The sequence below is a fragment of the Pseudomonas sp. SCPG-7 genome (genome assembly GCF_002156405.1).
Lineage (GTDB): Bacteria > Pseudomonadota > Gammaproteobacteria > Pseudomonadales > Pseudomonadaceae > Aquipseudomonas > Aquipseudomonas parakoreensis.
Window position 1 is genome coordinate 833866 of the sequence record NZ_MVOO01000001.1, and the last position, 15628, is coordinate 849493.

The 15628-nt window shown below is 60.6% G+C and carries 19 protein-coding genes; 14 read left to right on the forward strand and 5 right to left on the reverse strand.

Annotated features, from left to right (window positions below; genetic code table 11):
- Positions 1-312 precede the first annotated feature (312 nt).
- Positions 313-1152, reverse strand: a complete 840-nt coding sequence (gene galU / locus B1722_RS03765; RefSeq protein WP_007912230.1) for a UTP--glucose-1-phosphate uridylyltransferase GalU — start codon at positions 1150-1152, stop codon at positions 313-315.
- A 258-nt stretch (positions 1153-1410) separates the two neighbouring features.
- Here galU and B1722_RS03770 point away from each other — a divergent pair, with 258 nt between their 5' ends.
- Together B1722_RS03770 and B1722_RS03775 are read left to right on the forward strand one after the other, a co-directional pair.
- Entirely contained in the window at positions 1411-1596 is a 186-nt protein-coding gene (locus tag B1722_RS03770; RefSeq protein ID WP_007964653.1) for a hypothetical protein, read from the forward strand.
- A gap of 152 nt (positions 1597-1748) precedes the next feature.
- Positions 1749-2036 carry a hypothetical protein gene (locus B1722_RS03775; RefSeq protein ID WP_084234123.1) on the forward strand — a complete coding sequence of 96 codons (288 nt, stop codon included), beginning with the start codon at positions 1749-1751 and terminating at the stop codon, positions 2034-2036.
- A 2-nt stretch (positions 2037-2038) separates the two neighbouring features.
- On the opposite strand, the gene B1722_RS03780 is transcribed toward B1722_RS03775, so the two are convergent.
- Both B1722_RS03780 and B1722_RS03785 read right to left on the reverse strand, forming a co-directional pair.
- Complete coding sequence (locus B1722_RS03780; protein ID WP_027612691.1) at positions 2039-2269, reverse strand: hypothetical protein; 231 nt, start codon at positions 2267-2269, stop codon at positions 2039-2041.
- 72 nt (positions 2270-2341) lie between these two features.
- Complete coding sequence (locus tag B1722_RS03785) at positions 2342-2698, reverse strand: hypothetical protein (RefSeq protein ID WP_041064469.1); 357 nt, start codon at positions 2696-2698, stop codon at positions 2342-2344.
- A gap of 212 nt (positions 2699-2910) precedes the next feature.
- Between B1722_RS03785 and B1722_RS03790 the strand changes: the two genes are divergently transcribed.
- The 5 genes from B1722_RS03790 to ada all read left to right on the forward strand — a co-directional run bounded on the left by B1722_RS03790 (position 2911) and on the right by ada (position 6043).
- Complete coding sequence (locus B1722_RS03790) at positions 2911-3213, forward strand: DUF1883 domain-containing protein (protein ID WP_041064472.1); 303 nt, start codon at positions 2911-2913, stop codon at positions 3211-3213.
- A gap of 23 nt (positions 3214-3236) precedes the next feature.
- Positions 3237-3413 carry a hypothetical protein gene (locus tag B1722_RS29535; RefSeq protein WP_162531605.1) on the forward strand — a complete coding sequence of 59 codons (177 nt, stop codon included), beginning with the start codon at positions 3237-3239 and terminating at the stop codon, positions 3411-3413.
- 94 nt (positions 3414-3507) lie between these two features.
- Positions 3508-4218 carry a 2OG-Fe(II) oxygenase gene (locus B1722_RS03800; RefSeq protein ID WP_086791411.1) on the forward strand — a complete coding sequence of 237 codons (711 nt, stop codon included), beginning with the start codon at positions 3508-3510 and terminating at the stop codon, positions 4216-4218.
- A gap of 5 nt (positions 4219-4223) precedes the next feature.
- On the forward strand, positions 4224-4889 hold the full coding sequence (alkB, locus tag B1722_RS03805) for a DNA oxidative demethylase AlkB (protein ID WP_086791548.1): 666 nt from the start codon (positions 4224-4226) through the stop codon (positions 4887-4889).
- A gap of 86 nt (positions 4890-4975) precedes the next feature.
- Positions 4976-6043, forward strand: a complete 1068-nt coding sequence (gene ada, locus B1722_RS03810) for a bifunctional DNA-binding transcriptional regulator/O6-methylguanine-DNA methyltransferase Ada (protein ID WP_041064478.1) — start codon at positions 4976-4978, stop codon at positions 6041-6043.
- Here ada and B1722_RS03815 read toward each other — a convergent pair.
- The gene (locus B1722_RS03815) at positions 6040-6498 is read right to left on the reverse strand and encodes a GyrI-like domain-containing protein (protein ID WP_086791413.1); all 459 of its coding nucleotides are present in this window, start codon (positions 6496-6498) and stop codon (positions 6040-6042) included. The two genes, ada and B1722_RS03815, sit on opposite strands and share 4 nt — an antisense overlap.
- 62 nt (positions 6499-6560) lie before the next feature.
- Positions 6561-7544: an MDR family oxidoreductase gene (locus B1722_RS03820; protein WP_041064484.1), complete on the reverse strand. Its 984-nt coding sequence runs from the start codon at positions 7542-7544 to the stop codon at positions 6561-6563.
- A 189-nt stretch (positions 7545-7733) separates the two neighbouring features.
- Here B1722_RS03820 and B1722_RS03825 point away from each other — a divergent pair, with 189 nt between their 5' ends.
- From B1722_RS03825 to B1722_RS03855, 7 genes are all read left to right on the forward strand, one after another.
- A complete protein-coding gene (locus B1722_RS03825; RefSeq protein ID WP_086791414.1) occupies positions 7734-10193 on the forward strand; it encodes an autotransporter in 2460 nt (819 codons plus the stop codon).
- Positions 10194-10307: 114 nt separating this feature from the next.
- Positions 10308-11372, forward strand: a complete 1065-nt coding sequence (locus B1722_RS03830; protein WP_041064490.1) for a nitronate monooxygenase family protein — start codon at positions 10308-10310, stop codon at positions 11370-11372.
- 166 nt (positions 11373-11538) lie between these two features.
- On the forward strand, positions 11539-12306 hold the full coding sequence (gene modA, locus B1722_RS03835; protein ID WP_041064493.1) for a molybdate ABC transporter substrate-binding protein: 768 nt from the start codon (positions 11539-11541) through the stop codon (positions 12304-12306).
- Entirely contained in the window at positions 12307-12987 is a 681-nt protein-coding gene (gene modB, locus B1722_RS03840; RefSeq protein WP_041064496.1) for a molybdate ABC transporter permease subunit, read from the forward strand. It abuts the gene before it with no gap.
- A gap of 3 nt (positions 12988-12990) precedes the next feature.
- A complete protein-coding gene (gene modC / locus B1722_RS03845; RefSeq protein ID WP_086791416.1) occupies positions 12991-14070 on the forward strand; it encodes a molybdenum ABC transporter ATP-binding protein in 1080 nt (359 codons plus the stop codon).
- A 69-nt stretch (positions 14071-14139) separates the two neighbouring features.
- A complete protein-coding gene (locus B1722_RS03850; protein WP_086791418.1) occupies positions 14140-15168 on the forward strand; it encodes a DNA topoisomerase IB in 1029 nt (342 codons plus the stop codon).
- Between the two features lie 192 nt (positions 15169-15360).
- Positions 15361-15591 carry a hypothetical protein gene (locus B1722_RS03855; RefSeq protein WP_086791420.1) on the forward strand — a complete coding sequence of 77 codons (231 nt, stop codon included), beginning with the start codon at positions 15361-15363 and terminating at the stop codon, positions 15589-15591.
- The last annotated feature ends 37 nt before the right edge of the window (positions 15592-15628 follow it).

Sequence of the window (15628 nt, forward strand, 5' to 3'; positions counted from 1 at the left end):
GCAATCGGAGTAACGCATAAAGAAAAAGCTCCGTATCGCAAGATACGGAGCTTTTTTCGTTCTGGGCGGTCAGGTTGCCTGCTTTTACGGGGCTCTGCTGTGCCGCCTGCGGGAAATCGGAGCGGCCAGCATGTTCGCACGCCCCCTCCCCCTTGAAAAAGCAGCCAGCGCGCCCACAGGGCGTCAGCCAATCGCGCCGCCAGGTCCAAGGTTTTTTCCAGCACAAAAGCAAACGCCCCGAACAAGTCGGGGCGTTTGTGGGTGCATTCGCTTGGGTGCTTTCACACCCTTCGCGTTGCTGATCCGGCGTTATCAGTAAGCCTTGCCGGTCTTGTAGAAGTTCTCGAAGCAGAAGTTGGTCGCTTCGATGTAGCCTTCAGCGCCACCGCAGTCAAAACGCTTGCCCTTGAACTTGTAGGCCATGACGCAGCCATTCTGGGCTTGCTTCATCAGGGCGTCGGTGATCTGGATTTCACCGCCCTTGCCTGGCTCGGTCTGCTCGATCAGGTCGAAGATGTCCGGCGTCAGGATGTAACGACCGATGATCGCCAGGTTCGACGGCGCATCTTCCGGCTTTGGCTTCTCGACCATGCTGTGGACGCGGTAGATGTCGTCGCGGATCATCTCGCCGGCGATCACGCCGTACTTGCTGGTTTCCTGCGGGTCAACTTCCTGAATGGCGATGATCGAGCAGCGGAACTGCTTGTACAGCTTGACCATCTGGGTCAGTACGCCGTCGCCCTCGAGGTTGACGCACAGGTCGTCCGCCAGTACCACAGCGAAGGGTTCGTCACCGATCAGCGGGCGACCGGTGAGGATCGCATGGCCCAGACCTTTCATTTCGGTCTGACGGGTGTAGGAGAACGAGCACTCGTCCAGCAGCTTGCGGATGCCGACCAGGTATTTCTCTTTGTCGGTGCCCTTGATCTGGTTTTCCAGCTCGTAGCTGATGTCGAAGTGGTCTTCCAGAGCGCGCTTGCCACGACCGGTCACGATCGAGATTTCAGTCAGGCCAGCGTCCAGAGCTTCTTCAACGCCGTACTGGATCAGTGGCTTGTTTACCACCGGCAGCATTTCTTTGGGCATGGCTTTAGTCGCTGGCAGGAAGCGAGTACCGTAACCGGCTGCTGGGAACAAGCATTTCTTGATCATATAAGTCCTTGAAAGGGCTGTGTGTACGAGTTTCGGCGCAGTCTAATCAGGCGGCGTGCACCTTACAATGCCCCGCACTGGCTAACCGATGCCAACATAGAGAAATATTCTCGCCGATAGTTCCGTTGGCGACTTCGACCCGCGAAAACAGAGTAGCTCAAACACGCAAATGCGCCGCATCACTCTACGCTCATCATCCCCCAATGTGAGGATTTGTCGGTATCATGGCGCCTTTGAACCAGCGAACGAGACAGATAGATGGCCGCGGTAAAAATCATCAATGGGTATGTGATCGACAAGAAAGACGGCAAGTGGAACCTGACCACAACCAATGGCGAACACATCGCCGGGCCTTTCGACAGCGAGCAGCTGGCGACTGATGTGGCGTCGGTGTTCACTGACACCCCTGCGTCGTCCAAACGCCGTGGCAAAGATCAGGACTGACCGGTTGCGACACGCGCCGAGCCCTGCCCTTGCGCAGGGCTTTTTTGTGGCCGCTCGCAAACCCGATGAAAACAAGTGGCCAATCGCTATAACCTTTTCACTCCGGCGCTGTCAGAGCGTTTAGCCCCTCCCTCGCTGAAGACGACACACTTATGAACATGAACAGATTGCTGCCGCTGATCGCGGTATTGGCCCTGGGTGGCTGTGCCACCTCGCAAACCACCTACCTGAACAACGGCGAACAGGGTTTGAGTATCGACTGCTCCGGGGAAGCCAACTCCTGGGCCACCTGCTACGAAAAAGCCGATGCCTCCTGCGCGGGCACCGGTTATCGCATTGTCGGTACCGACGGCACGCCTGCACCCAAGGACAGCGACAAGACCTTGGGAGTCGATGTCGGCAACTACAAGAATCGCAGCGTGGTGGTGGTCTGCAAATAGACCTACATGTGGATCTCGGCGAATTTGATCCCGAGCCCGCGCACGATCTCAATCAGGTCATCGAGCCGGGCGAAGGATTCGACTTCGTCGTTATCGTCGACCAGAAAATAGCTGCGACCGGCGCTCTTCTTGAAAAACACGATCCACTCACCCGAGTTCGCCGGATTCTGAATCACATGCGTGGCAGAGATAAGGCCCTCTGCATGCCGTTCCCGTACTTGCTCTCGCTTCATGCGCGACTCCGAAAATGAAAATGCCGCCACAGCATGACTGTGGCGGCACTGGTGCTGATGGCCGCTATTCTATCAGCCGGAAATGCAGGCATTGGCGGCGTTTTGCACGTCGCGAGGACGAATCGGCACATTGGACATGCGCTCATGCAACTTGATGCTGCTGCCGCCGGAACGATCGTCGATATCAAACACCGCTGCCGCGCCAGTGGAAAATTTCCCGGGAACAATCACCCGCACGCCATCCTTGTGCGGCTGCATCTGCAGTGCGCCGCGACTGTTGGCCAGCTTGTCCGCCAGGCACTGCGCATACTCATGGGGTTTCTTGCCGGAAATCACGCTCATGGTGGGCAAGGTTTCATTGATTTCGGAAACACTCGCGCAACCACCCATGACCAACACCAACGGCAGACACACCACACCCCACTTCATACAAATACCTCCCATAAAGACCCTCGGACAGCAGTAATGCCATTTTTCTCCGAGGCTTACTCCATTAAACCCGCAGCGAATCGCGAATAACCGTTTTTAATTGTCAAAGCAGCGCTCGACGGCGGGATAATAACCCGTTCGGGCTGATAAACTGCGCCAATCGCACATGCTATCGTTTTGATTTAGTAGAAAAAGCCCTTCTGGAGGCGCCCATGAAATTCATTCACCAGCGCGAGCACCTCAACGAAGACGACATTGTCGTCATCCAATGCTCGCAAACCTGCAACATCCGTTTGATGAACGACGCCAACTTCCGCGCGTTCAAGAACGGCGGTCGCCACACCTACCACGGCGGAGCTTTCGACACGTTTCCTGCGCGCATCACCGCGCCGAGCACCGGTTTCTGGAACATCACCATCGACACCGTCAGCCGGCGCGCCATCAGCGTCACGCGCAAACCGACCCTTACCCACTCGATCAAGATCATCCGCCGCTCCAGTTCCAAACTGAGCTGAGTCGCCCCAACGCAAAGGTAAGCATGACCGTGGCCCAAACGACCAAATACGTCATCAAATACAAGCTCAACGGTGAACGCCGCTTCGAGTTCGCGCAACTGCAAAACGGCACCGTGGAAGAAGCCAAGGCTGCACTGGATGCCATCCACGGCCAGACTGAAGATGTGATCAGCGATATCGCCGTCAGCAAAGCCCTGTAACCAATCAACCCGGATTCGACCGCAAGCGACGGAGTGTTCTGCCGCCGGGATTTGCCCAGACTGACAGCCTCGACCAAAGGGTTCAGGAGTCAGAATGTCAATGTCCCCGTCTCGGCTGGATGCGCTCGATTGGGCGTGCCTCGAACAGCATCTGGATCAATATGGCTATGCCATCGTCCGCTCGCTGCTGTCGGCGCAAACCTGCGAGCGCTTGAGCGCCCTGTATTCGCAGACCGAACCGTTTCGTTCGCAGGTCATCATGGCCCGCCACGGTTTCGGTCGCGGGGAATACAAGTACTTCAGCTATCCCCTGCCGACAACCATCGAACGTCTGCGCACTGCGCTTTACCCGCGCCTGGTGCCGCTGGCCAACCGCTGGTACGAACGCATGAATCTGCCCGTGCGCTTTCCCGCAACCCATGCCGGGTTTGTGCAGCGCTGTCACGATGCCGGCCAGCTGCGGCCGACGCCATTGCTGTTGCAATACGGCCCGCAGGACTACAATTGCCTGCATCAGGATCTGTACGGAGAACTGGTTTTCCCACTGCAAGTGGCGATTCTTCTGTCGGAGCCCGGACAGGATTTTACCGGTGGAGAGTTCGTCCTGACCGAGCAGCGTCCACGCCTGCAGTCGCGACCACACGTCGTGGACCTGCACAAGGGTGACGCTGTTATATTCGCGGTCAACCAGCGCCCGGTCAGCGGCACACGCGGCGATTATCGAGTGACCATGCGTCATGGCGTCAGTCGCCTGCACAGCGGAAACCGGCATACTCTGGGCATCATCTTCCACGACGCAATATGAGCAGCATGCAACCAAGCCACTTCGACCTGTTCGCCGACCACGAACCCGAGCAACAACCCCGCGCCGAGCAAATCGGCGAACAATCGTGGGTGTTGCGCGGGTTCGCCCTGCCGATGATCGATCAACTGTTGCCGGCACTGGACGGCGTTCTCGCCGCAGCGCCATTGCGTCACATGATGACCCCGGGCGGTTTCAGCATGTCAGTGGGCACCAGCAGCTGCGGAGCGCTGGGCTGGATCACCGATCGCAGCGGTTATCGCTACAGCTCCTTGGATCCGCTGAGCGGCAGACCATGGCCGGCAATGCCCCAAGTGCTGTTCGAACTGGCACAGAGAGCGGCGCAGCGCGCAGGATTTGCCGGATTTCACGCGGATTCCTGCCTGATCAACCAATATGTCCCCGGCGCCAAGATGTCTTTGCACCAGGACAAAGACGAACATGCCTACGCGGCGCCGATCGTTTCGCTGTCATTGGGGTTGCCGGCAATGTTCCTGTTCGGTGGTTTTGTCCGCAGCGACAAGAGCCAGCGCATTCCTCTGTTGCACGGCGACATGGTGGTCTGGGGCGGGGTCGATCGCCTGCGTTTTCACGGTGTGCTGCCGATCAAGCCCGGCCAGCATCCGCGTCTGGGCGAGCGGCGAATCAATCTGACCTTCCGGGTCGCCGGGTGATCTGAAAAGTTTGACCGCAAGGCCCGGAGTGTTACCCACATTGCAGCTGGTTAACCTGAATCAAACAGGTCAACGGACTACTCGCCATGAAAAAGCTTTCACCGATCATCAATGTTGAAACCGATCCACGCTGGGCCGCCGTGATCGCGCGGGATCCGCGAGCCGACGGGCAGTTTGTCTATGCGGTAAAAACCACCGGCATCTATTGCCGCCCGAGCAGCCTTTCGCGTTTGCCCAAGCCGCAAAATGTCGAATTTTTCGACAGCGCCGAAGCTGCCGAAGCGGCGGGCTACCGCCCAAGCAAACGCACGAGCAAGGATCAGACTGACGTCGCCAGCCAGCACGCCGCGACCGTGGCGATGGCCTGTCGGCAGATCGAGTCGAGTGAAACAGTGCCCGCGCTCAATGAACTCGCCGAAACCGCCGGCCTCAGTCCTTTCCATTTTCATCGGGTGTTCAAGGCCGCAACCGGCCTGACACCAAAGAGTTACGCGGCGGCGCATCGCTCGCGCCGGGTGCGGGAACGGCTCGCGAATGGCGGCTCGGTGACCGATGCGCTGTACGACGCAGGCTTCAATTCCAACAGCCGCTTTTACGAATCGGCCGACAAGCTACTGGGCATGAAGCCCGGTGATTATCGCGCTGCAGGGCGCAACAACGACATTCACTTTGCGGTTGGCCAGTGCTCACTTGGCGCGATTCTGGTGGCGCAAAGCGAACGCGGGGTGTGTGCGATCCTGTTGGGCGACGATCCGCATCAACTGGTGTGCGATCTGCAGGATCAGTTCCGTCAGGCCAACTTGATTGGCGCCGACGCCGGGTTCGAACAGTTGATTGCCAAAGTGGTGGGCTTCATCGAAGCCCCAGCACTGGGCCTCGACTTGCCACTGGATGTGCGTGGCACAGCGTTTCAGGAACGGGTGTGGCAGGCGTTGCGGGAAATCCCGGTGGGTCGCACCGCCAGTTACGCCGAAATCGCACAACGCATTGGCGCGCCGACGTCCATGCGCGCGGTGGCGCAAGCCTGCGGCGCCAACCGTCTGGCCGTGGCAATCCCTTGCCATCGCGTGGTGCGCAGCGATGGCAATCTCTCGGGGTATCGCTGGGGTGTGGAGCGCAAGCGCCAGTTGCTGGATCGCGAAACCCAGCCTTAGCGCACGCTGATGTAGACCGACACGGACTCGTGGCCGGTATAGGCCTCGTAGTCGGTGGCATAACGGCGCTGAATCTGAGGGTTCTCCTCAAAGAAGGTCCAGATCCGTCCCCAGGTCGCAATGACCGCGTCGGGCAATGGGCCCTGCGCCTCGAACACCAGATACTCGCCGGCTTCGATCTGTACGGTCTCATAGCCTTTTGGTCGTGCATTGACCGCGACCCCCGCGGTGACATCGAACGCACCCGAGGCATCGGATTCATAGGCCGAATACACACCATAAATTGCTGAGCCGGGGATCTTGCCGGGAATACTCTCGGCCTGTTCTTCACTGAAAAACCGGCCCCACATCGGGCCGATCTTTGCGCTCTGGGGCTGGTGCTCTGCGGCGTTGGTCGTGCGCACCCGCAGGCCGGCCACGGTGAAGGCGTCGATTTGCTGTCGTTTCAAATCCATCGAAAATGCCGCTCCCTGTAATAGAAGTGCGGCCATACAGGGCCGCAATGGTGCTCACTCTGTCAGCGATTGACGTCGACCACAACCCTGCCACGCAGCTGTCCGGCGAGCAATTTGGGTGCCGCGTCGATGGCTTCGCTCAGGGCGATTTCGTGGCTGATCAAAGGCAACAAGGCGAAGTCCAGATCCTTGGCCAGACGTTTCCAGGCCTCGATCCGCCGGGCCTTGGGTTGGGTCACGCTGTTGATGCCGGCCAGGGTCACGCCGCGCAGAATGAACGGCGCCACCGACGCAGGAAAATCCATACCCTGGGCCAGACCGCAGGCCGCCACCGTGCCTTCGGCGCGGGTGCTGGCACAGGCATTGGCCAGGGTGTGGCTGCCGACCGAGTCGACCACGCCGGCCCAGCGTTCCCTGGCCAGCGGTTTGCCCGGTTCCGACAAGGATGCGCGGTGGATGATCTCGCTGGCGCCCAGTTGCTTCAGGTACTCATGCTCGGACACCCGGCCGGTGGACGCCACCACGCGATACCCAAGTTTGTTGAGCAAGGCGATGGCGAAACTGCCCACCCCACCATTGGCTCCGGTCACCAGCACTTCACCCTGATCCGGCGTCACGCCGTTACGCTCCAGCGCCAGAATGCACAGCATCGCCGTGTAGCCGGCGGTACCGATGGCCATCGCTTGCGCGGCGCTGAAGGCCTCGGGCAAGGGAATCAGCCAATCGCCACGGAGGCGCGCCTTTTGTGCCAGGCCGCCCCAGTGACTTTCGCCCACGCCCCAGCCATTGAGCAGCACCTGATCACCCACCTTATAGTCAGGATGCGAACTGACCTCGACCGTGCCCGCCAGGTCGATCCCAGGCACCATCGGAAACTGGCGTACCACCGGGCTGCTGCCGGTAATCGCCAGACCATCCTTGAAGTTCAGCGTGCTGTACGCCACCTGCACCGTCACGTCGCCTTCGGGCAACTGCGCTTCATCGATCTGTTGCAGGCTGGCGCGGTAACCGCTGTCGTCTTTGTCGATCAAAATGCCGTTGAACATGGCTGCCTCTCACTCAATGTATTCAAATCCTCGCGCCTTGAAATAACACAAAGCAACGCATTGCCCCACCCGACTTTGCGCCAATTCGCAAATCCGCCCAGTGATTCCAGAGCGGGCGACTATGCTTTTTCGACGGTCGTGCTTTCGCTGCCCCCCTGCTGAAAGCGGCCTCTGTCGATGGAGCTGACAATGCCTTACCCGCGCTCATGGCTTGCAATCCTCATGCTGTGCCTGCTGACCGCCGGCAACCCGTGGGCCGCCCCGGCCACTGCCGACAAACCCGCCGCTGCCGACGCCGCCCCCAGCGCGCCGACGTGGCCGCAAGTGATCACCAGCGGCAAGGCCAGGCTGACCGTGTACCAGCCGCAACTCGACAGCTGGGATGGCTACACACTCAATGCCCGGGCGGCGGTCGAAGCCACCGGCGCCGACGGCAAACCCACCTACGGTATTGTCCAGTTCAGTGCGCACACGCTGGTCGACAAAGCCACGCGCTGGGTCGCACTGGATCAATACAAGATCATCAAGGCCGACTTCCCCGCCGATGCCAGTCAGGCGGATGTCTGGCTCGCGGCACTGCAAAAGGATGCCCAGAGCCGCAAGAAGACCATTTCCCTCGATCAGCTCGAGGCCGCCGTCGGTGTGCTGTCGGCAGAGCAGAAAGCCGACAGCGCGCCACTGGAAAATACCCCGCCGGCGATCATCAGTTCCGACGTCCCCGCCCTGCTTGTCTATATTGACGGCGACGCGGCGTATCGCGCGGTCGAGGGCACCGCGTTGCAGCGGGTGATCAACACCCGCCCGTTATTGCTCAAGGACGCCGAGGGCAAGCACTACTTGCATGTGTTTGATGGCTGGATGGTCGCTGACAACCTCAGCGGCGAATACACGCGTCTGACCACACCGCCGGCCGATCTGGAGAGGGCCAAACAGGCGGCGATCCAGAGCCGTCAGGTCGATCTGCTGACCGGGCAGAGTGATCCGAAAGACAAGGTGCCAAATCTGGCCAAGCCGCCGCAGCCGAAAATTTTCATCGCCACCACCCCCACCGAGCTGATCGTTACCGACGGGGCTGCGCAGTGGTCGCCGATCCAGGGCACCAGCCTGCTCTACGTGAGCAACACCACAGGGCACATCTTCAAGGAAATCGGCGACCAGAACAGCTACGTGCTGATTTCCGGACGCTGGTTCCGGGCCGCCGACATGAACGGGCCGTGGACGTTTACTCCGGCGGACAAATTGCCTGCCGACTTCGCCAACATCCCCGACGACAGCCCGAAAGAGAACGTCAAGGCCTCCGTCGCCGGTACGCCGCAGGCCAAGGAAGCCGCGATTGCCGCCACCATCCCGCAAACCTCGGCGATCAAGAAAAGTGCAGTGAAAATGACCGCGCCGCAGTTCGACGGCGAGCCGCAACTCAAACCGATCAACACCACGTCGCTGCAATATGTGGTCAACAGCGCGACGCCGATCATTCGTGTCGACAACGACAGCTGGTATGCCGTGGAGAACGGCATCTGGTTCAGCGCAACGACAGTCAGCGGACCGTGGGTCGTCGCCAGTTCGGTACCGTCGGTGATCTATTCCATCCCGCCGAGTTCGCCGATGCATTACCTCACTTACGTCAAAGTCTATGAGTCCAGCGGCGACACGGTGGTGGTTGGCTACACCCCGGGGTATCAAGGGTCGAACCTGGATCCGGCCACGGGTGTGGTGGTTTACGGCACCGGATACCCGTACACGCCGTGGGTTGGCAGTGTCTGGTATGGGCCGCCCGTGACCTACGGTTTCGGCGTCGCGATTCGCTATACACCCTGGACCGGCTGGACCTTCGGTTTCGGCTTCGGCTGGAGCTGGGGCGGCAACACCGTGGCAATGGGTTGGGGCTGGGGTGCTTATCCGTGGTGGGGCAATTACGGCTGGGGTTATGCCTGGGGGCCGCGCTTGTATCCTGCGCCGCTGGCCTGGGGCGGCGCCGCTTACGGCTATCGCGGCGGTGCCGTGGCCTGGGGGCCCGGTGGCTGGGCCGGCACCACCGGCAACATTTATCGTCAGTGGGGCGACCGCGCGACCGTCAGTCGTTACGGCGCCGGCTACAACGCCTGGACCGGCAATCGCTGGGCCGGTCAGGTCGGTTCGTCCTATAACTCGCGCACCGGGATTGCTGCGGCGGGCCAGCGCGGCGCCGTACACAATGCGTACAACGGCAACTACGCGGCCGGACGCAGTGGTGAGGTGGTCGGGCCGAACGGTGGCGCCATTGCCGGCGGCCGAGTGACGGCGGGCAACGCACGCAACGGCACGCAAGTCACCGCCAACCGTGGCGCGGTGTACAACCCCAACACCGACAAGACCACGCAATATGCTGGGGTCAAGGGACGCAACAGCGGCGCCGCACGGGTTGGCGACAACGTCTATGCCGGGCACGACGGTAACGTCTACAAGAAAACCGACAACGGTTGGCAATCAATGGTCAAGGGCAGCGCGACCCGCACGGCACCGGTCAACAACACTGCCCAGCTGCAAAACCTCAATCGTGAATCTGCAGCGCGCAACTTCGGCAACCAGCGCACCAACAACTTTCACAACTCCTCGCAAGTCATGAACCGTTCATTTGGCGGCGGTGGCGGTGGTTTTCATCGACGCTGACGGCGCATGGCTGTCCGTGCGCGGAAAATTCGCGCTGGCCCTGAGTCCGGTTTTGCTGTTAAAAAACCGGCTCTGCCGTCCCTGCCCCGTTTCATCGTTCGGAGAACCGCTTCCATGAGCCAATGGCCTGACACTCGCATTCTTGACCTGCTCGGCATCGAGCTGCCGATCATCCAGGGCCCAATGGCCGGTGCCACGAACTCGGCCATGGTGATCGCCGTGTGCAACGCCGGCGGCCTGGGTTCGATGCCCGCCGCAATGCTGAGTATCGAGCAACTGCGCGAAGAACTGCAGACCATTCGCGAGCACACTCGCAAGCCGTTCAACGTCAATTTCTTCTGCCATCAGCCACCGGCTGCCGATGAACAGCGCGCGCGGGACTGGAAAAACCTGCTGGAGCCGTACTATCGCGAACTGGGTGTCGATTTCGATGCACCGACGCCTGTGTCCAACCGGGCACCCTTCGATGCGGCAGCGTGCGCCGTGCTGGAAGAGTTTCGTCCTGAAGTCGTGAGTTTTCACTTCGGCCTGCCGGAGAAATCCCTGCTGGATCGAGTCAAGGCCACGGGTGCGAAAATCCTCTCGTCTGCCACGACTGTCGATGAAGCAGTGTGGCTTGAACAAAACGGTTGCGACGCGATCATCGCCATGGGCTACGAGGCAGGTGGTCATCGCGGGATGTTTCTCAGCGATGACCTGAGCAGTCAGGTCGGTACCTTTGCCCTGGTGCCGCAGATTGTCGATGCGGTGAAAGTACCGGTGATCGCTGCCGGCGCCATTGCCGATGCGCGCGGGGTGGCCGCGGCATTCATGCTCGGTGCATCGGCAGCGCAGGTCGGTACCGCGTATCTGTTCACCCCGGAAGCGAGAGTCAGCGCCTCCCATCACCAAGCGCTGCGCACCGCCAAGGAAAGCGAAACCGCGATTACCAACCTGTTCACCGGCCGCCCGGCTCGCGGCATTCTCAATCGGGTGATGCGCGAAATCGGCCCGATGTCAGCGAAAGCCCCAGCCTTCCCGCTGGCCGGCGGAGCGCTGATGCCCTTGCGTGCAAAAAGCGAAGCGCAGTTCAGCAACCTCTGGGCCGGTCAGGCTTTTCCGTTGGGCAAGGAGCTGAGCAGCGCCGAACTGACCCGGGAACTGGCGCAAGGCGCGCTGATAAAACTGGTCCGACACTGACCCGATCCAGGATGAGGCACGGCGCAGCCTCATCCTGCATACAACAGCACTTCCTGTTTAGCGGCATTTCGCTATATATTTCGCTATATAGCGTTTCACCCTTCGCATCGGTGCAGTCCACCTCCAACAATAACTGCCCTCTGCACTCGCCAATAACGGAGCTGTTATGACCATTCGTGCCTCACGTTTTGCCCCCACTTGCCTGGCTTCTTTGCTGGCGGTATTTGCCTTTGGCGCCGCTCACGCCGATGAGGTGCAGGTGGCGGTTGCCGCCAACTTCACCGCGCCGATCCAGGCCATTGCTGCCGACTTCGAAAAAGACACCGGGCACAAACTGGTCGCCGCCTACGGAGCCACCGGCCAGTTCTACACCCAGATCAAGAACGGCGCGCCGTTCGAAGTGTTCCTCTCGGCGGACGACACCACTCCGGAAAAACTGGAAAAAGAAGGCGATACCGTCAAGGGCTCGCGCTTCACCTACGCCATCGGCACTCTGGCGCTGTGGTCGGCGAAAGAAGGTTACGTCGATGGCAAAGGCGAAGTGCTGAAGAAAAATGAATACCAGCACCTTTCCATCGCCAATCCGAAAGCCGCACCGTACGGGCTGGCCGCCACTCAGGTGCTGGAAAAACTCAAGCTGACGGAAGCGACCAAAGCCAAAATCGTTGAAGGCCAGAACATCACCCAGGCTTACCAGTTCGTGTCCACCGGTAATGCGGAACTGGGCTTCGTAGCACTGTCGCAGATCTACAAGGACGGCAAGGTCACCAGCGGTTCGGCGTGGGTCGTTCCAGCGAACATGCACGACCCGATCAAACAGGACGCGGTAATCCTCAACAAAGGCAAAGACAGCGCCGCCGCCAAAGCGCTGGTTGACTACCTCAAAGGCCCGAAAGCCGCTGCGGTGATCAAGTCCTACGGTTACCAGCTCTAAATGTCGCTCTCGAGTGCCGACTTCGCGGCGATCTGGCTGACCCTGAAACTGGCGTCCCTGACCACCGCGATCCTGCTGGTCGTCGGCACTCCGATTGCCCTGTGGCTGGCGCGCAGTCGTTCCTGGCTACGCGGCCCCATTGGCGCAATCGTCGCCCTGCCCCTCGTGCTACCGCCGACCGTGATCGGCTTCTATCTGCTGCTGGCAATGGGGCCCAATGGCTTTCTCGGCCACTTCACGCAATGGCTGGGCCTGGGCACGCTGACCTTCAGTTTTACCGGGCTGGTGATCGGTTCGGTGATCTATTCCATGCCGTTTGTGGTGCAACCGTTGCAGAACGCGTTCGCGGCCATCGGCACCCGTCCACTGGAAGTGGCCGCGACCTTGCGCGCCAATCCCTGGGACACTTTCTTCAGCGTGATCCTGCCTTTGGCCCGCCCCGGTTTCGTAACCGCGGCGATCCTCGGGTTCGCGCATACCGTCGGTGAATTCGGTGTAGTACTGATGATCGGCGGCAACATTCCCGACAAGACCCGCGTGGTTTCGGTGCAGATCTACGACCATGTCGAAGCGATGGAATATGCTCAGGCCCATTGGCTGGCCGGGGCGATGCTGGTGTTTTCGTTTCTGGTGTTGCTGGCGCTCTACTCCAGCCGCAAGACCCGCGCGGGTTGGAGCTGATCGATGATTGATGCACGTCTGAAAATCACTTATCCGGGTTTCAGCCTGGATGTTGATCTGCATTTGCCGGGGCGTGGCGTGACTGCGCTGTATGGTCATTCCGGGTCGGGCAAAACCACCTGCCTGCGCTGTATCGCCGGGCTTGAGCGCGCCGAGCAAGGTTTCATCCAGATCAACGACGAAGTCTGGCAGGACAGCGAACGCCGGATTTTTGTCCCGCCGTACAAACGGGCGCTGGGTTACGTGTTCCAGGAAGCCAGTCTGTTCCCGCACCTGTCAGTGCAGGCCAATCTGCAGTTCGGTCTCAAGCGCATTGCCAAGGCCCAGCGCCGGGTCGACATGGCGCAAGCCACCGAACTGCTGGGCATCGGCCATCTGCTGGAGCGCCATCCGCAGCACCTGTCCGGCGGCGAACGCCAGCGTGTCGGTATCGCCCGCGCGCTGTTGACCAGCCCGAAACTGCTGCTGATGGATGAGCCGTTGGCGGCCCTCGACAGCCAGCGCAAAAACGAAATCCTGCCGTACCTGCAACGCCTGCATGATGAACTGGACATTCCGGTGCTCTATGTCAGCCACGCGCAGGATGAGGTGGCGCGGCTGGCCGATCATCTGGTGTTGCTTAGCGACGGCAAGGCCCTGGCCAGCGGCCCGATTGGCGAGACCCTCGCGCGGCTGGACCTGCCAATGGCACTGGGCGATGACGCCGGGGTGATCATCGAAGGCCAGGTCAGCGCCTACGATGCCGAGTACCAACTGCTGAGTCTGCAATTGCCGGCCACGGCCATGAACATCCGCGTGACGCACGCGCCGATGGCGGTCGGTCAAGCCTTGCGCTGCAAGGTACACGCCCGCGACATCAGTCTGGCCCTGCACAACAGCGAAGCCAGCAGCATCCTCAATCGCTTGCCGGTGACCGTGGTCAGCGAGCTGGCGGCGGACAACGCCGCGCACGTGCTGATTCGTCTGGATGCCGGCGGCACACCGCTGCTGGCACGGATCACGCGATTTTCCCGGGATCAGCTCGGCATCCACCCGGGCCAGCATTTGTGGGCGCAGATCAAGGCCGTCGCCGTGTTGGCCTGAATTGGTTGGCACGACGGCTACGGCCCGCGGTCAATCGCTGTAACAGAGCGATTCGCCAAGGACACCGCCATGCCCGACACCGTACTAACCGACGTCTTACCGCCCGACCTGCATTACGTCGACGACACCCAACCCGGCATCCGCCGTAAAAAACTGCGTGGCAAATTCGCCTACTTCGATCCGGCCGGGCAGCGCATCAACGACCCCGATGAGATCGAACGGATCAATTCGCTGGCAGTGCCGCCGGCCTATACCGACGTGTGGATCTGCGCCGATCCGCGTGGCCACTTGCAGGCCACCGGCCGCGATGCCCGTGGCCGCAAGCAGTATCGCTATCACCCGCGCTGGCGCGAGGTGCGCGACGCCGACAAGTACTCGCGCCTGCGGGAGTTCGGCCTGGCGCTGCCGAAGTTGCGCAAACAGCTTGAAACCCTGCTCGACGCCCCCGGTTTCAGTCGCGACAAGGTCATGGCCACGGTCATCACGCTGCTCGACGCCACGCTGATTCGTGTCGGCAACACTCAATACGCGCGGGACAACCGCTCCTATGGCCTGACCACCCTGCGCAGCCGGCATGTCGAGGTCAACGGCAGCGCGATCCTGTTTCAGTTTCGCGGTAAAAGCGGCATAGAACACCAAATCACCGTCAAGGATCGTCGCCTGGCGCGCATCATCAAGCGCTGCCTCGAAATCCCGGGACAGAATCTGTTTCAGTATCTGGATGAAAATGGTGAGCGGCACACCGTCAGCTCCCACGACGTCAACAGCTACCTGCAAACCCTTACCGGCGCCGACTTCACTGCCAAGGATTACCGCACGTGGGCCGGCAGCGCGCTGGCCCTGGCGGTATTGCGCGAACTGCAATGGGAGTCGGAAGCCGAGGCGAAACGGCATGTGGTGGAGATGGTCAAGAGCGTGTCCAAACAGCTGGGCAACACCCCAGCCGTTTGCCGCAAGTGCTACATCCATCCGGCCGTGGTCGAGCGCTTCCTGCTCGGTGCACTGGCCGAACTGCCACGCCCGAGGGTGCGCAAGGGCTTGCGCGCCGAGGAAGTGGCGCTGGCGATGTTTCTCGAGCAAATGATGGACGCGTCTTGATCGCACTGGTAGCCGAGCAATCAATCGCGGTTTCTCACGATCCTGAGTTTCTACAGGCGTTGAAGCCGACGCATCGCCTGGATTGACATGCCACAGAGTGGCGGCTGCAACCGACGAACTGACTGGCTATTTTTTGCACGATCGGCCAAGGCTTCTATAGTTGATCTGACACCTATTTGCTGTGGTGACGCCATGGAAGACATCTTTGTCGTGAAGCGCTGCAACAAGATCATCATTCACGGCCGTCGCGCCGGGGAAAGTCAGCATGAACCTGCCGAATCCAGCAGCTGGTTTCGGATCAATGACACCCGAACCGGAGGCTTCATCGGTGACGGCCATGATCTTGAAGAAGATGCCCGGCGCGAATGCCAAAGGCTCAATGCGGCCAGCTCGCCGCGACCGGCGCGACAATCGGCCGGCTGATGCAATTGACAGGCGGGGTCTATACTCAAAACAGCTG

What these genes read in the sequence shown, in the direction of transcription:
- galU (WP_007912230.1), bottom strand. Translation starts at nt 1,152, where the DNA reads ATGATCAAGAAATGCTTGTTCCCAGCAGCCGGTTACGGTACTCGCTTC.
- B1722_RS03770 (WP_007964653.1), top strand. Translation starts at nt 1,411, where the DNA reads ATGGCCGCGGTAAAAATCATCAATGGGTATGTGATCGACAAGAAAGAC.
- B1722_RS03775 (WP_084234123.1), top strand. Translation starts at nt 1,749, where the DNA reads ATGAACATGAACAGATTGCTGCCGCTGATCGCGGTATTGGCCCTGGGT.
- B1722_RS03780 (WP_027612691.1), bottom strand. Translation starts at nt 2,269, where the DNA reads ATGAAGCGAGAGCAAGTACGGGAACGGCATGCAGAGGGCCTTATCTCT.
- B1722_RS03785 (WP_041064469.1), bottom strand. Translation starts at nt 2,698, where the DNA reads ATGAAGTGGGGTGTGGTGTGTCTGCCGTTGGTGTTGGTCATGGGTGGT.
- B1722_RS03790 (WP_041064472.1), top strand. Translation starts at nt 2,911, where the DNA reads ATGAAATTCATTCACCAGCGCGAGCACCTCAACGAAGACGACATTGTC.
- B1722_RS29535 (WP_162531605.1), top strand. Translation starts at nt 3,237, where the DNA reads ATGACCGTGGCCCAAACGACCAAATACGTCATCAAATACAAGCTCAAC.
- B1722_RS03800 (WP_086791411.1), top strand. Translation starts at nt 3,508, where the DNA reads ATGTCAATGTCCCCGTCTCGGCTGGATGCGCTCGATTGGGCGTGCCTC.
- alkB (WP_086791548.1), top strand. Translation starts at nt 4,224, where the DNA reads ATGCAACCAAGCCACTTCGACCTGTTCGCCGACCACGAACCCGAGCAA.
- ada (WP_041064478.1), top strand. Translation starts at nt 4,976, where the DNA reads ATGAAAAAGCTTTCACCGATCATCAATGTTGAAACCGATCCACGCTGG.
- B1722_RS03815 (WP_086791413.1), bottom strand. Translation starts at nt 6,498, where the DNA reads ATGGATTTGAAACGACAGCAAATCGACGCCTTCACCGTGGCCGGCCTG.
- B1722_RS03820 (WP_041064484.1), bottom strand. Translation starts at nt 7,544, where the DNA reads ATGTTCAACGGCATTTTGATCGACAAAGACGACAGCGGTTACCGCGCC.
- B1722_RS03825 (WP_086791414.1), top strand. Translation starts at nt 7,734, where the DNA reads ATGCCTTACCCGCGCTCATGGCTTGCAATCCTCATGCTGTGCCTGCTG.
- B1722_RS03830 (WP_041064490.1), top strand. Translation starts at nt 10,308, where the DNA reads ATGAGCCAATGGCCTGACACTCGCATTCTTGACCTGCTCGGCATCGAG.
- modA (WP_041064493.1), top strand. Translation starts at nt 11,539, where the DNA reads ATGACCATTCGTGCCTCACGTTTTGCCCCCACTTGCCTGGCTTCTTTG.
- modB (WP_041064496.1), top strand. Translation starts at nt 12,307, where the DNA reads ATGTCGCTCTCGAGTGCCGACTTCGCGGCGATCTGGCTGACCCTGAAA.
- modC (WP_086791416.1), top strand. Translation starts at nt 12,991, where the DNA reads ATGATTGATGCACGTCTGAAAATCACTTATCCGGGTTTCAGCCTGGAT.
- B1722_RS03850 (WP_086791418.1), top strand. Translation starts at nt 14,140, where the DNA reads ATGCCCGACACCGTACTAACCGACGTCTTACCGCCCGACCTGCATTAC.
- B1722_RS03855 (WP_086791420.1), top strand. Translation starts at nt 15,361, where the DNA reads ATGGAAGACATCTTTGTCGTGAAGCGCTGCAACAAGATCATCATTCAC.